We start from the raw sequence: 14,803 nt of genomic DNA, 5'->3' as shown, positions 1-14,803 counted from the left end.
CGGGAGGGGCCGGACGGTGGGCCATGAGTGTGTGGCACGCACTCGGCGTCATTGGGCGGCGACGCCAACGGGACCACGGAGTGCGGGACTGCGTCAACGCGACCGCGTCACGACGTCAGCGGGACGTCAACGCGACCGCGCGGCCCTGTGCCGACAACCGGGTCGCCGCAGATGCCGACGGCGGACGAGAAACCTATGTCCCCGGGCTCGTACATGAGTTGACAGTCAGCAGAAACCGCGGCCGTGGCGCGTCGCCGCTTCGCGCGGAGGTTGTCCGTCCAGAGCGGACGATCAAGGGAAAGGGGAGTACCCACTCCTTTCCACTCTCAACATATAGCGCACCGGGGGGCTTGCGGCAAGGCCCCGGTCGTGCCGCAGAATCGCTGGCCTAGGGCCAGGACCTGCGGAAATGGGAGATTCACAAAGTGCGTTTGTTGTTGTCGGTTCATAGGTCGTGCGGCGACGTCGAGCCAGTGGTGGGACCCGCGCTGCGGTCGCGGACACTCGGCGGCGGCGTGCGGGTGTGCGCGGCCGGACTTCGCGGGATCTACCTCGGATCGGAGCTGATGGCATGAACCCTCTGACCACCAGCGCGTTCGACCTTCCCGACCGCCTGTCCACCAAGGCCGACCCGACGCTGATCGGCGGCGACGAGCAGCACTTCGCGGCCGTCGCCGAGTGCCTCGAGCAGTCGATCGCCGAACTGTCCGACCGCCTAGAGGCCACGCGCAAGGCGCCAGGCGGCGTAGGCCAGCAGGCGATGGACCGGGACATGGAGATCCACCGCCTGACCGCTCGCCTGCGCACACTGCGGCGCTTCGGTCTCGACCTGTGCCTCGGACACATGGTCGGCGCGGACGACCCCGAGCCCGTGTACGTCGGACGGCTCGGCCTCACCGACAGCACGGGCCGTCGGCTGCTGATCGACTGGCGCTCCCCCGCTGCCGAGCCGTTCTTCGGAGCCACCCACGCCAACCCGATGGGGCTGACAAGCCGCCGCAGGTACCGCTGGACCCGCGGCCGGATCAGCGACTACTGGGACGAGGTGTTCACCTCGGACGGGTTTGCCGGGCACGCCGCGCTCGACGACCAGTCCGCCTTCATCGCCACCCTGGGCAGCAACCGGTCGCCCCGGATGCGTGACGTGCTGGGCACCATCCAGGCCGACCAGGACGCCATCATCCGCGCGGGATCCCGCGGCGCTCTCGTCGTAGACGGCGGTCCGGGTACGGGGAAGACCGTCGTCGCGCTGCACCGCTCCGCCTACCTCCTCTACTCCGACCCTCACCTCGGCCACCGCCGGGGCGGCGTGCTCTTCGTCGGACCGCACCGGCCCTACCTGGCGTACGTCGCCGACGTCCTCCCCAGCCTCGGCGAGGAGGGCGTGCAGACCTGCATCCTGAGTGACCTCGTCGCTGAGGGAGCCGCAGCAGCGAGCGAGACCGACCCGGACGTGGCTCTCCTGAAGTCGTCCGCGGACATGGTGAAGGCGATCGAGAAGGCTGTCAGGTTCTACGAGGAGCCGCCCACCAAGGGGATGACGGTCACGACCGACTGGTCCGACATCTGGCTGAGCGCCGACGAGTGGGCCGTGGCGTTCGAGGCGCCAGGAGCAGGTACTCCGCACAACGAGGCACGCGACCAGATCTGGGAGGAGCTGGTCACAATCCTGATGGACAAGCACGACGGCGATGTCCCGCCCGACCTGTTCCGCAAGTCGCTGCTGCGGAACAACGAGCTGGTCACGACCCTCAACAGCGCGTGGCCGCTGCTCGAAGCGGCCGACCTCGTCGGAGACCTGTGGTCGGTACCCGCCTACCTGCGGATGTGTGCTCCCTGGCTCGGCCCCGATGACGTCCGCAAGCTGCGGCGCACGGACGCCCAGGCATGGACGGTGTCCGACCTGCCGCTCCTGGACGCGGCACGGCAGCGGCTCGGCGACCCGGAGGCGTCGCGGCGCAAGCGGCGGCACGACGCCGCTGTCGCCGCCGAACGCGAGCGCAGGGCGGGCGTCATCGACAACCTTCTGGAGGCCGATGCCGACGGTGAGGGTGCGGTGACGATGCTGCGCGGACAGGACCTGAAGGACGCCCTGATCGACGAGACCGCACTGCCCGGCACCGAACCGGACCTGCTCGCCGGCCCGTTCGCGCACGTCGTCGTGGACGAGGCGCAGGAACTGACCGACGCAGAGTGGCAGATGCTGCTGCTCCGCTGCCCGTCCCGGAGCTTCACCATTGTCGGGGACCGCGCCCAGGCCAGGCACGGGTTCACGGAGTCGTGGCAGGAACGGCTCGAGCGGATCGGGCTCGACCGGATCGACCTGGCCTCCCTGAGCATCAACTACCGGACGCCGGAAGAGGTCATGGCGGAAGCCGAGCCGGTCATCCGAGCCGTGCTCCCGGACGCCAATGTGCCGACCTCCATCCGTAGCAGCGACGTCCCCGTCGCACACGGATCTGTTGCGGATCTGGACTCGATCCTCGACAATTGGCTCGCCGCACATGCCGACGGGATCGCCTGTGTCATCGGCACTGGTGACATCGGAGAGGGCACGTTCCGGGCGACGTCCCGCGTCCGGTCGCTGACCCCGGACCTGTCGAAGGGGCTCGAGTTCGACCTGGTCGTCCTGGTCGACCCAGAGGCGTTCGGCAAGGGCATCGAAGGAGCGGTCGACCGCTATGTCGCGATGACCCGAGCGACCCAGCAACTCGTCATCCTCACGAGCCGGTGACCCGCCGCCTGGTGGAGGCGGCGGGCCTTCGCCTGCTCTAGCAGTTCTCGCGCAGTGAGTGGAGGTGCTCGCTGGACTTGCGGGCGAACGCGAACGACTCGACAGGGTTGTCGTGTTCGGTCTGCCAGTGGTGCTCGCGGTAGCCGCCCTGGGTCTTGTTCACCGAGGAGATGAAGCGCTTGTAGTCGATGTCGCCGTCCCCGACGTCCACCATCCGGTAGCCGTCGCGGGCGGCTTCGTCGTGGACGCCGTCCTTGACATGGAAGAGCGGGTAGCGGTGGGGCTGCTTCAGCACATAACGCAGGGGGTCGAAAGGGGCGGGCGTGCCGTCGACGCGCTTGCTGAAGCGGAACTGGCCCACGTAGGCCCAGTAGATGTCCATCTCCAGGTGGACCAGCTCGGGGTCGGTCTCGGCGAGCAGAACGTCGTAGAGGCGGACGTTCGGCTGGTCGGTGGCGAAGGAGAACTCCTCCGCGTGGTTGTGCTGGTAGAACTTCATGCCGCGGGCGCGGGCGGCGGCTCCATAGGTGTTGAACTCCTCGGCGGCCCGCTTCCAGGCGTCGACGGTGGCGCCGTAGCGGAAGGGGCCCGAGGCGGTGCCTATGTGCTTGAGGCCGAGGGCCTGGGCGTCGTCGAGGACCTTGGTCAGGTTCTGCGCGAAGGTGTAGGCGTTCGGGTCGCCCGAGTAGTAGCCGACGTGGCTGCCGATGGGGTTCAGGCCGTGGTCACAGGCGAGCTGCTTCAACTGGGCGAGCGTGATGGGGCCCGCGGAGCCCTGGGTGTAGCCGGCGAACTCGATCTCGTCGTAGCCGTAGCGCTCCAGCTCGGCGAAGACCGGTGCGAAGCCGAGCGTGGAGACCTTGTCGCGGAGGGAGTAGAGCTGGGTGCCGAGACGGCCGGGGGGAAGAACGGGGCGGCCCCGGCCGGGGGCGGCGGCTGTCGTCGTCGGGGCGGCGGCGGCCGGGCCCGCGGCGCCGATGAGGGCGGCGGCGGTCGCGCCGGCGGCGACGCCGAGCATGCCGCGTCTGCTGAGCCTGTGAGCGAGTTCGGGGTCGCTGTTCGTGGTGGAGCGGCTCATGTGGATAACTCCTTGATGTCCGTGCCTGGTTGTCAGTGGCGTCTGCTTCAGTGGAATCCAGCGAGGTGAAGCAGCAGGGACTTCACTTCGGTCGCTTTCACGCGGCCGGTCACAGCGCGGGGGGTGGAGCACACAATGAGCGGACCTTCGTCGTCGCTCGTGGGGAGGCGGCCATGGCTGCCGCGAATAGGTGAGGGGTCCAGGGGCACGACCGCGAGGCGGTAGCGCATGCCGAGCTTCTTGCGGGCGATCGCCTTCGCGGCCTTGACGCGTACGTAGGGGTCGAGCGGGTCCATGAACAGCTCGGCCGGGTCGTAGCCGGGTTTGCGGTGGATCTCGACGAGCTGTGCGAAGTCGGGAGCGCGGGTGTCGTCGAGCCAGTAGTAGTACGTGAACCAGGCATCCGGCTCGGCGACGGCGACGAGTTCGCCGGAGCGGGGATGGTCCAGGCCGTGGGTCTTCTTGCCCTCGTCGTCGAGGAGTTGCTCGATGCCGGGCAGGTCCGCGAGGGCTTGGCGGGTGGCGTCGAGGTCTTCGGGGCGGCGGACGTAGATGTGGGCGAGCTGGTGATCGGCCACGGCGAAGGCGCGTGAGGTCATCGGGTCGAGGTATTCCATGCCGTCCTGGGTGTGGACCTCGAGCAGGCCCGCGCGGCGCAGGGCGCGGTTGATGTCGACGGGACGGCTGACGGGGGTGATGCCGTACTCGGACAGCGCGACCACCGTGCGGCCCTCCCGCCGGGCGTCGTTGAGGAGGGGGGCGAGGGCGGCATCGAGGTCGGTGGCGGCCTGGTGGGAGCGGGGGTCGTCCGGTCCGAAGCGCTGCAGGTCGTAATCGAGGTGGGGGAGGTAGCACAGAGTCAGGTCGGGGTGGCGGGTGCGCATGATGTGCCGGGTGGCGTCGATGATCCACTGACTGGAGACCAGGTCGGCGCCGGGGCCCCAGAAGTGGAAGAGGGGGAAGGTGCCGAGTGCGCCGGTGAGTTCGTCGTGGAGGGCCGGGGGCCGGGTGTAGCAGTCGGGTTCTTTGCGGCCGTCGGCGTAGTAGACGGGGCGGGGGGTGACGGTGAAGTCGGTGTCGGCGCCCATGGCGTACCACCAGCAGATGTTGGCGACGGTGTACCCGGGGTGGGTACGGCGGGCGGCGTCCCAGAGTTTGTCGCCGCCGACCAGGCCGTTGTGCTGGCGCCACAACAGCACCTCGCCGAGCTCGCGGAAGTACCAGCCGTTGCCGACGATGCCGTGTTCGGCCGGCAGTGCGCCGGTGAGGAAGGTGGACTGGGCGGTGCAGGTCACGGCGGGCAGCACGGTGGAGAGGGGGGCGCTCGATCCCTTGTCTGCGAGGGCTTGGAGGTGGGGCATGTGGGCCAGCAGCTGGGGGGTGAGACCGACGACGTCCAGGACCAGAAGGGGGGTTGGCGCGGGCTGTTCGGCGACGGTCACGGCAGCTCCTTGAGTCCGAGGTCGGTCAACAGATCACGGGCAAGGGCGAGTTCGGCGGCGATGCCGTCGGCGAGCTGGGTGCGGTTGCGCGGGCGCAGCTCGGGCGGCAGCGCCTGCCAGGTGTAGGTCTCGACCTCGAGGTGCCGGGTCAGCGGGACCCGGCCGCCGACCAGCCGGGATAGCGCGTCCCGGAGCACCGGGAGGGTGGAGGTGAGCGGAGGGGCGGGCCGGGCATGCAGGGGAACATGGAAGTGGGCGCGCCAGGGGGCGGCCTCGGGCAGCGTCTGGCCCGCGAGGGCTTCGTCCAGGTCGTCCGTGCCGCGGAGGCCGGCGGCGGTGCGGGTGCGGGTCTGGTGCAGGAAACGCGGTTCGGCGAAGGCGGCCAACGCCGCCCGCACTTCGGGAAGGTGGGGTTCTTCGGCATGGAGCGCGGCGGACAGCTGCGCTTTGGGGATGGTGATGCCCGCCGCGGTGAGTGCGGCCAGGGCAGTCTGCGGATCTTCGAAGGAGGTTGCGAGATGGCAGGTGTCGATGCAGATGCCGATGCGGCGGGACGCGATCGCGGCCAGTGGACGTATCGCGTCCGCGGTGGTCTCGACGATGCAGCCGGGCTCCGGCTCCAGACCGATGCGTATCGACTTCCCGGTCAGCTCCTCCAAGGCGTCCAGACGCTCGGCGAGGGTGACAAGTGCGGTGTGCGCGGCCCCGGAAGCCGTAGTGCCGAAGGAAGTACGCCAGGCCAGCGGCAGGGTGGAAATGCTGCCCTCGGTGACATCGTCGGGAAGGAGGGAGGCGAGGAGGCGGGCCAGGTCGGTGGTGTGGGCGAGCCGTTCGGGATCGGCCCAGTCCGGCTTGTAGACCCGGTACTTGACCTCCTCGGCGCCGAACCCTTCATAGGGAAAGCCGTTGAGGGTGACGACCTCCAGGCCGCGGCGGTCGAGCTCGGCGCGCAGTCCTCGGAGCGCCGCCGGGTCGCCGACCAGGGCGCGGGCCGCGTCCTTGGCAAGCCACAGGCCGATGCCGAGGCGGTCGCGGCCGAGGCGCTTGCGTACCGGCTCGCAGTGGTCGCGCAGTTGGGCGATGACGCCGTCGAGGGTCTCCGCGGGGTGGACGTTGGTGCAGTAGGAGAGGTGGACGGTGGTGCCGTCGGGGTGGCGGAAGCGCATGCGTCGGCCTCCTCATTCCCCGCCGCGGAGGATGGAGTTGCCCTCGTGGAGGGACTCCGGTTCGGGGATGTCGAGCTGGAGGCGGCCGCTGAGGCCGTAGAAGGCGACGGGGTTGCGCCACAGGACCTGGTCCACGTCGTCCTCGGTGAAGCCTGCGGCGAGCATCGCATCTCCGACCCTGCGGGTCGTGAGCGGGTCGCTCTTGCCCCAGTCGGCGGCCGAGTTGACCAGCACCTTCTCGGTTCCGTACGTCTTGAGGATCGCGACCATCCGGTCCTCGTCCATCTTGGTGTCCGGGTAGATGGAGAAGCCCAGCCAGCAGCCGCTGTCAGTGGCGTGCTTTACGGTCGTCTCATTGAGGTGGTCGAGCAGCACGCGGTCCGTGGGCAGCGCGGATTCGCGGATGACGTCGACCGTGCGGTGGAGGCCCGCGAGCTTGTCGCGGTGCGGGGTGTGGACGAGGGCGGGCAGGCCGTGCTCGGCGGCGAGCTGGAGCTGGGCGGCGAGTGCGGCGTCCTCGGCGGGGGTCATGGAGTCGTAGCCGATCTCGCCGACGGCGACGACGGAGTCCTTGACGAGATAACGGGGCAGGGCATCGAGGACGGGGGTGCAGCGGGGGTCGTTCGCTTCCTTGGGGTTGAGGGCGATCGTGCAGTGGTGGGCAATGCCGTACTGGGATGCGCGGAACGGCTCCCAGCCGAGCAGGGCGTCGAAGTAGTCGAAGAAGCTGGCGGGCGAGGTGCGGGGCTGGCCCAGCCAGAAGGACGGCTCGACCACCGCCCGCACACCCGCGTCGTACATCGCCTGATAGTCGTCGGTGGTACGGGAGGTCATATGGATATGGGGGTCGAAGATACGCATCAGAACTCCTCGGACTGCTCGCCGGTCAGGGTCAGCACGTGGTTGAGGTCGGGGGGCACGGCGCGGCCGGCGGCGGTGCGCTCGGCGGCGTAGTCGGCGAGCATCCTGGCCAGCTCGTCGTCGCCCGCGGCCCGGCTGTCCAAGTCGGCGACGGCATCGACGGGCACACCGGTGAACAGGCACTTGAGGACGGCGTGCCGCCAGGCGTGCGGATCGAGGTGCTCGGCGGCGTACGGGCCCACCGCGGCGCCGACCAGCCGCGTGTCGTTGGTGCGCAGTGCGTCCTCGACGAGCGGAAGGGCGACGGGCCCTTCGAGGAGGTGGTGCAGGGCGAGGAGCACGGCACGGCGTTCGGCGGCGGTGCCCTGCTGGTAGAGGCGGGTGAGCGTGGCGCTGCCGGCGCGGGCCTCGACGAGGAGCAAGGTGCGTACGGAGTCGGCGTAGTGCTGTCCACAGGCCCGGCCGGCTGAGGCGAAGCGGAGCTCCCAGAGGGGTGCGGCGTACGGGGACGGCTCGGCCGGAGTCGTCTCGGCGGGGGCGCGGGCGGCTTCGGCGGCGGGGCGCGCAGCCTCGGCGGCCTCGGCGGCCTCGGCGAGTGCTTCGTCGAGCCAGGCGCGGGCGTCCTCGGGGAGCTGCTGGTCGAGTTCCTTGTGGCTCGGAGTCACGATGTCGGTGCTCCCTTCAGTGGGGTCCCCGAGCGGAGGAACTCGATCGAGGCGCGGGCGAGTTCGGGTCCCGCGTGGGAGTGGCGGGGCAGTTCGACGACAGTCAGGCCCTGGTAGCCGGTGGCGGCGAGGGCTTCGAGTACGGGCGGGAAGTCGATCTCCCCGTCCCCGAAGGGGAGGTGTTCATGGACGCCGCGGCGCATGTCCTCGATCTGGACATGGCGCAGCCAGGGGGCGGCGTCGCGTATGCAGTCGGCGGGCGGGGCCGGTTCGAGGCACTGGCAGTGGCCGATGTCGAGGGTGAGACCAAGAGGTTCGGGGTCGCCGAGGATGCCGCGGAGGCGGTGGAAGTCGGCGAGGGTGGCGAGGAGGTGTCCGGGTTCGGGCTCGACGGCAAGGGGGACGCGGGCGTCGGCTGCCGCCTGAAGGACGGGGGTGAGTGACTCTTCGAGCCGCTTCCAGGCCGTGTCGGACGTCGTGTCCGCGGGGGTGATGCCGCTGAAGCAGTGCACGGCGTGGGCGCCGAGGTCGGCGGCGACCTGCACGGCGGTGGTGAGCAGCGCGGTACGGGCCGCACGGCCCTCGGGGTCCGGGTCGAGGAGGGAGGGGCCGTGTTTGCGGCGGGGGTCGAGGACGTAGCGGGCGCCGGTCTCGACGGTGACGCCCAGTCCTAACTTGCCTAATGTGGCGGCCACTTGGCTGGTGCGGGCGGCCAGGTTCGGGGCGAGCGGGTCCAGGTGCATATGGTCGAGGGTGAGACCGACGCCGTCGTAGCCGAGGTCCGCGAGGAGGGCGAGGGCGTCGCCGAGACGGAGATCGGTGAGGCCGTTGGTGCCGTAGCCGAGGCGGATGGGGGCGGGGTTCATGTGACGCTGACCTTCCGTGCGAGCTTGCGGGCGAGCGGGACCAGTGCCATCACCGCGAGGGCCGTGGCACCGGCGCCGGTGCGGGCGGCGAGGGTCGCCTGGAGCGGGATCATGGCCCGGATGCCACCGCCGACGGCCCGCTGGGTGAGGGGCGGGGAGGGGTTGAGTGCGGCGTGCAGGAGGGGCTTGGCGGCGGTACGGATGTAGGCGGCGGCGAGAGCGGTGGTGGCGAGGTGGGCGGGGGTAAGCGGGGTCCGGGGTGCGGGGGGTCGGGGTGACGGGCGGGGGATCTCCCCTGCCCCGCCCCTTCCCGAGACTGGGGGCAAGCCCCCAGACCCCCGGGGCGAGAGGGACAGCCGGGGCAGCCCCCGCCCCCGACCGCGCACGCTTCGCGGCGCGGGGTCCGAAGCCTCCGGTACGGCGCGAACCCCGGCCCCCCGCGCGCCTCTCGTCGCGAGGGCGCCCAGCCCGATGGTCGCCGCAAGCGCCGCAAGCGGCACCGCAGTTGATCCGCCCTGCGCCTCATGACGCGACACCGATGTCACCGCATATGTGTGGGCGCTCAGCACGGCAGCTGAGGCAAGCACCGGGCGCCGACCCCCACGCACCGCGCCCGAACCCGTCGCGACCGCGCCCAGCACCAGATCCAACCCCCGCGCGGCCGCCATCGCCGCCGGGCCGCCCGCCGTGTGCTTGAAGTAGAGGTCGTACGACCAGACGGTCACCGACAGCGCCGACGCCACCGCCAGAGCCGGGCGGCCCGCGCGGGAAGCCAGCACCAGGCCCGCGCCCGTCAGCGCACCCGCCGCCCCCAGCGCAGCCCCGGCGCTGAGGCGCCCCGACGGAATCGGCCGGTGCGGGCGCTCCACCGCATCGACCTCCCGGTCCGCCCAGTCGTTCAGCGCCATGCCCGCCTCGTACAGACACAGCGAGCTGCCGACGGCCAGCAGGGTCCGGCCATTGGGTCGCACGCCCACCGCCGCCGCTCCCGCCAGGGCATCCCCCGGCACCGTGAACAACGCCGACACCCGCAGCAGTTCCGCCCAGGCCCGCCAGGTCATCGCGCCTCCCGCAACCGATCGGCAAAGGAAAGGAGCGCCTCGAACTGCTCCCCCAGCGCCGCCGGACCGCCGTCCGGATCCTTGAAGTAGAAGCCCAGCTCAGGCAGCGGGCCCTCCAGACCCACCTCGTGCGCGCGGGCCACGAGCCGTGCCAGATCCAGAACCAAGGGGGCCGCGAGCGCCGAGTCGCAGCCCTGCCAGATCGTCTGGAGGATCATCCGCGAGCCGAGGAAACCCTCGAACGCGATGTGGTCCCAGGCCGTCTTCCACTCGCCGAGTGCCGGGACCTCGTCGATATGGACCTCGCCCTCCGGCACGATGCCCAGGGTGTCGCTGAGCACCCGCTCCTTGCCCGCGTTCTTCGCGGCCGCCGCGCCCGGATCGGCCAGCGCCGCTCCGTCCCCGCCGCCCAGCAGGTTGGTGCCCGACCACGCCCGTACCGTCAGAGCGCGCTGCGCGAACATCGGGGCGAGCACGGAACGGAGCAGCGTCTGGCCCGTCTTGCCGTCACGGCCCGCGTGGGGAAGTCCACGTGCCGCGGCGGCGTCGGTGAGGGCCGCGGTGCGCAGCCCGGTGGAGGGGGTGAAGTTGACGAAGGGGCACCCTGCCCGCACGGCCGCGGCAGCGTAGAGCGAGCTGGGCGGCAGACGTACAGCGTCGGGCTCGGGCACCGGCTCGGTGGAGGAGACGTTGACGACGACGACGCGGGCGAGCCCGTGCCGGTCCCGGAAGTCGCTCATGTCCGAGGCGAAGGCGGCGATCAGTTCCTCGTCGGTCCGCGCGTCGCCGGACTGCGGCCCACCGGGGCGTATCTCCGCGTCCGCGGCGGCCAGTTCACCTCGTACGGCAGCGGTCAGCCCGTGCGGCAGCACTCCCCCGGCCGCAAGGGCCTCGGCCCGCTTGGGCAGCGGGCCGTGGGCGATGTCGTGGCCGCCGAAGACCAGCGACGACAGGGGAGGCAGCCCCGATCCGGCGAACGGCCCGGTCTCCGTGACCATGCCGTTCGGGGGATGCAGTCCGGCAGCGATCGCGGCGCACCCCGCGACGGCCGTGGTGGCCACGGAACCACGCGCTCCCACGAACCAGACTCCGGTGCGTGTCGTGCGGTCATTCCCGTTAGTCACGGGCTGCCTCCCTGCCTCTCGGTGTGGTGGGGACGGCGGGCGGGGGGTACGGCGCCTCCCCGCCCGCCGTCGTCTCGGGGGACGCCTATGAGGGCAGCTCCCTGAGTTGGATGTCGCGGAAGGACACCTGATCGTCGGCGCCATGATTCTGGAGGCCGATATAGCCGTCCTTGAGGCTGCGGGCAGGGTCGGCGTTGGTGAAGTCGTTGATCTTCACGCCGTTGAGGAAGACCTGCAGCCGCTCCCCCTGCACCCGGAGTTCGTAGCTGTTCCACTGGCCGGGCGGTCGCAGGACACGGTCGCGGGCCGCGAGGTCGGCAGACTTGAAGCCGTAGACGGCGCCTGTCGTGCGGTCGGGTGCGTCGGTCGCGTCGATCTGCACCTCGTAGCCGTTGTTCACCGCCGACCAGGGGTCGTCGGAGGCCGGGAAGCCCACGAAGACTCCGGAGTTGTCGTCGCCGTCCAGCTTCCAGTCGAGCTTGAGCGAGTAGGACGTCAGCTCCTTGGCCTGGTACCAGAGCATGCCCATGCCGCCCTCGGTGCGCAGTTCACCGTCGACGACAGTGAACTTTCCGGGCCCCGCCTGCTTCCAGCCATCCAGGGTCCTGCCGTTGAAGATCGGCCGGTATCCGGTCTTCGGCCTGCAGTCGGCCGTGACCTGTCCCGTGGCGTAGCGCAGTCCGCCGAGCAGGTGCTGTCGGAAGGCCGGTTCGGCGTACGACTCCTTGGTGTGACCGCCTCCGGTGTAGAAGGCGCGGCCGCCCTCGTAGGTCTGGCACCAGGCGATCGGGTGGTCGCCCTTCATGGTGCCGCCCTGGTAGGTGGTTTCGTCGAGGGTGGCGAGGATCCGTGCCTGTGCACGGGGGTTGGTGCGGTAGTTGTACCACTCGTCGGTGCGCTCCCAGGCGTCGTCGAGATGGCTGGTCGAGGGATGGGTGTGGTCCTCGACCCGCACGGTCGCGGGCTGGATCTGCGGGTGCGACTGGAAGTACGCGCCGACGAGCCCGCCGTAGAACGCCCAGTCGTACTCGGTGTCGGCCGCGGCGTGCACGCCCATGTAGCCGCCGCCTGCGGCCACATAGTTCTCGAACGCCTTCTGCTGGTCGGCGCCCAGGACATCCCCCGTGGTGGACAGGAACACCACGGCGTCGTAGCGGGCGAGGTTGCCGGCGGTGAACTGGGCCGCCTCCTCGGTGGCGTCCACCGTGATGTTGCTGCTCGCGCCGAGTTCCTTGAGCGCCGCGATGCCCGTCGGGATGGAGTCGTGGCGGAAGCCGGCGGTCTTGGAGAAGACCAGGACACGCTTGGCGGTCCGGTCGACGGGCGTGTTGGAGAGCTCGAAGTCGTCCACGTCGTACAGCGCTCCCTGTCCGCCCTTGAACGCCAGGAACAGTTCGGTGGTCTTCCTCGGTACGGCCCGCAGCGGGATGTCGACGTCCTGGAAGGTCTCCCAGCTGCCGGTGACCGGCACGGGTGCGGAACCGAGGATCGGACCGCTCGCCGATCCGGTGCGCACCTCCAGGAAGCCGCCCGCTCCGCCCGAGGAGATCCGGGCGGTGAGCTTGGTGGAGCCGGTCAGGTTGTACGGCTTGAAGGCGATCCAGTCGCCGTTGTCGATGTCGCCGACCGTCTTGCCGCCGTGGGCGGTGGCCTTGTCGTAGAGCTTGATGCCCGAGGAGGTGGTGAAGTGCTCGGCCTGTCGGTGACGGGGCTGGAGCTGCGACTGGTCGTGGCTGGTGAGCGGGGCCTGGCCGCCGCCACCGCCGTCGGTGTACTCGGCGTCGAAGACCCCGAAGATATTGGCGTTGGGGTCGTGTCCGCCGTCGGCGGAGGTCTTGATGGTGCCGGTGCAGCCGTGGGCCGAGGTGACGGGGTGGCCGTGGCTGTCATGGCCGAGGACGTATGTCACCTTGACCTTCGCGCAGTCGACGGTCCCGTCCTCCGGGTCGGTGACCGCGACCTTGAAGGGGATCTCGTCGCCGAAGCTGAACAGCTGGCCCTCGACGGGGAGTTGCAGGACCACCTTGGGCGCGGTGTTGCCGACCACGACATGGACGCTCGCGGAGCCGGTGCGGCCGCCGGGGTCCTTGGCGGTGACGGTCGCGGTGTAGGTGCCGTTCTTCTTGTACGTGTACGTGGGGTTGGCGTCGGTGGAGGTGCCGCCGTCGCCGAAGTCCCAGGCGTAGGTGAGCGCGTCGCCGTCGGCGTCCGAGGTGCCTGCCGAGGAGAAGCCGACCCGCAGCGGTGCCTGGCCGGAGGTCTTGGTGGCGGCCGCCTGGGCTACTGGCGAGCGTCCACCGGTCGCGTTCTCGATGCGGTAGAGGGCGGAGTTCTTGTCGCCGCCGAAATAGGCGGTGCCGTAGTCGAGTACGTACAGCGCACCATCGGGACCGAAGGCCATGTCCATGACCTGGGTGCCGGTCCACGGGACCGGGTTGATGGACTGGACCGCGCCGTCCTCGCCCTGCTCGATCCGCTTGATCCAGCGGCGGCCGAACTCACCGGCGAAGAAGTCTCCGTCGTACGCCTCGGGGAACTTCACCGGGGACGTGGACGCCGCGTCGTAGCGGTAGACGGGCCCGCCCATCGGGGACTCGGAGCCGGTGCCGAACTCCGGGACGGAACTGCCGTCGTAGGGAATCCAGGCCGGCTGCGCGGGCGGCAGGTCGACCAGGCCGGTGTTGTACGGCGACTCGTTCTTGGGGACCCCGCAGTCGAAGGTGGCTCCGGATGTCTTGCTCGCGAAGTCGTAGTCGACGTATGGGTCGTTCTTGCCGGTGCAGAAGGGCCAGCCGAAGTTGCCGGGCTTGGTGATCCGGGCGAACTCGACCTGGCCACCGGGGCCCCGCTTGGGGTCGGCCGCGCCCGCGTCGGGGCCGTAGTCGCCGACGTAGACGGTGCCGGACTTCTTGTCGACGCTGAACCGGAAGGGGTTGCGGAAGCCCATGGCGTAGATCTCGGGCCGGGTCTTGGCCGTCCCCGGCGCGAAGAGGTTGCCGTCGGGGACGGAGTAGCTCGCGTCGTCATTGACCTTGATCCGCAGGATCTTGCCGCGCAGGTCGTCGGTGTTCCCCGAGGTGCGGCGTGCGTCGTACGCGGGGTTGCGTCCTGGGCGTTCGTCGATCGGGGTGTATCCGTCTGAGGCGAAGGGGTTGGAGTCGTCGCCGGTCGACAGATAGAGGTTGCCCTGCGCGTCGAAGTCGATGTCGCCGCCGACGTGGCAGCAGATGCCACGGGTCGCGGGAATGTCGATGATCTTCTTCTCGCTGGCGTTGTCGAGGGTTCCGTCCGCCTTGAGGACGAAGCGCGAGAGCCGGTTGACGCCGTCGAACTTCGCGAAGTCCTCGGCGGTGCCCTCATTGGGGGCATCGCCCGCGGGGGTGCTCAGCGGGGGCGCGTAGTAGAGGTAGACGAAGCGGTTCTCGCCGAACTCGGGGTCGAGACCGATGCCTTGGAGGCCTTCCTCGTCGTGCGAGTAGACGGGGATGGTGCCGACGACGCGGGTGTTGCCCGCGCTGTCGGTCATCCTCAGCTCGCCGTTGCGGGAGGTGTGCAGCACGCTGCGGTCGGGAAGGACCGCCAGCGACATGGGTTCGCCGGTCTCCTCAACGCCCTTGGCGAGGGTGACCTGCTGGAATTCCTCGGCGGCCGGGGCTGCGTCGGCGGCGGGTGCGGCCTGCGGCGCGGTGAGGGCGAGCGAGCCGGCGGCGAGAAGGCCGCCGGTGAGGAGTGCGAGTGCCTTGCGGGCTCTGTGCAGTTTCCTGTGCACGAATGTCCTCCGGGATAGCCGGTCGAACGGGCTGGCA

Annotated in this window: 10 protein-coding genes; 1 reads left to right on the top strand and 9 read right to left on the bottom strand. The window is 70.3% G+C overall.

The window, feature by feature from the left end; genetic code table 11:
* Nucleotides 1-571: 571 nt before the first annotated feature.
* The gene (gene helR / locus OG741_RS32405) at nucleotides 572-2,734 is read left to right on the top strand and encodes an RNA polymerase recycling motor ATPase HelR (protein ID WP_405603641.1); all 2,163 of its coding nucleotides are present in this window, start codon (nucleotides 572-574) and stop codon (nucleotides 2,732-2,734) included.
* Nucleotides 2,735-2,771: 37 nt separating this feature from the next.
* Here helR and OG741_RS32400 read toward each other — a convergent pair whose 3' ends face one another.
* From OG741_RS32400 to OG741_RS32360, 9 genes are read right to left on the bottom strand one after another with little or no spacing between them, the layout of a single operon-like run.
* Nucleotides 2,772-3,812, bottom strand: a complete 1,041-nt coding sequence (locus OG741_RS32400; protein ID WP_405603640.1) for a sugar phosphate isomerase/epimerase family protein — start codon at nucleotides 3,810-3,812, stop codon at nucleotides 2,772-2,774.
* A gap of 47 nt (nucleotides 3,813-3,859) precedes the next feature.
* The gene (locus tag OG741_RS32395; RefSeq protein WP_405603639.1) at nucleotides 3,860-5,254 is read right to left on the bottom strand and encodes a nucleotide pyrophosphatase/phosphodiesterase family protein; all 1,395 of its coding nucleotides are present in this window, start codon (nucleotides 5,252-5,254) and stop codon (nucleotides 3,860-3,862) included.
* A complete protein-coding gene (gene eboE / locus OG741_RS32390; RefSeq protein WP_405603638.1) occupies nucleotides 5,251-6,420 on the bottom strand; it encodes a metabolite traffic protein EboE in 1,170 nt (389 codons plus the stop codon). The genes OG741_RS32395 and eboE overlap by 4 nt, the downstream gene beginning before the upstream one ends.
* Nucleotides 6,421-6,432: 12 nt before the next feature.
* Nucleotides 6,433-7,281 carry a TatD family hydrolase gene (locus OG741_RS32385; protein ID WP_405603636.1) on the bottom strand — a complete coding sequence of 283 codons (849 nt, stop codon included), beginning with the start codon at nucleotides 7,279-7,281 and terminating at the stop codon, nucleotides 6,433-6,435.
* Nucleotides 7,281-7,946 carry an EboA domain-containing protein gene (locus OG741_RS32380; protein WP_405603634.1) on the bottom strand — a complete coding sequence of 222 codons (666 nt, stop codon included), beginning with the start codon at nucleotides 7,944-7,946 and terminating at the stop codon, nucleotides 7,281-7,283. The genes OG741_RS32385 and OG741_RS32380 overlap by 1 nt, the downstream gene beginning before the upstream one ends.
* Nucleotides 7,943-8,812: a sugar phosphate isomerase/epimerase family protein gene (locus OG741_RS32375; protein WP_405603633.1), complete on the bottom strand. Its 870-nt coding sequence runs from the start codon at nucleotides 8,810-8,812 to the stop codon at nucleotides 7,943-7,945. The genes OG741_RS32380 and OG741_RS32375 overlap by 4 nt, the downstream gene beginning before the upstream one ends.
* Entirely contained in the window at nucleotides 8,809-9,873 is a 1,065-nt protein-coding gene (locus OG741_RS32370) for an SCO3242 family prenyltransferase (protein ID WP_405603632.1), read from the bottom strand. The genes OG741_RS32375 and OG741_RS32370 overlap by 4 nt, the downstream gene beginning before the upstream one ends.
* On the bottom strand, nucleotides 9,870-11,141 hold the full coding sequence (locus OG741_RS32365) for an inositol-3-phosphate synthase (protein ID WP_405603631.1): 1,272 nt from the start codon (nucleotides 11,139-11,141) through the stop codon (nucleotides 9,870-9,872). Before OG741_RS32365 ends, OG741_RS32370 begins: the two co-directional genes overlap by 4 nt.
* Nucleotides 11,083-14,766, bottom strand: coding sequence for a ThuA domain-containing protein (locus tag OG741_RS32360; RefSeq protein WP_405603629.1), 3,684 nt, complete (start codon nucleotides 14,764-14,766; stop codon nucleotides 11,083-11,085). The genes OG741_RS32365 and OG741_RS32360 overlap by 59 nt, the downstream gene beginning before the upstream one ends.
* Nucleotides 14,767-14,803 lie beyond the last annotated feature (37 nt).

Origin of the sequence: Streptomyces sp. NBC_01410 (genome assembly GCF_045040195.1) — a bacterium.
Classification (GTDB): Bacteria; Actinomycetota; Actinomycetes; order Streptomycetales; family Streptomycetaceae; genus Streptomyces.
Note: the sequence above shows the minus strand (reverse complement) of the source record. Positions and strands in the feature narration are given on the sequence as shown.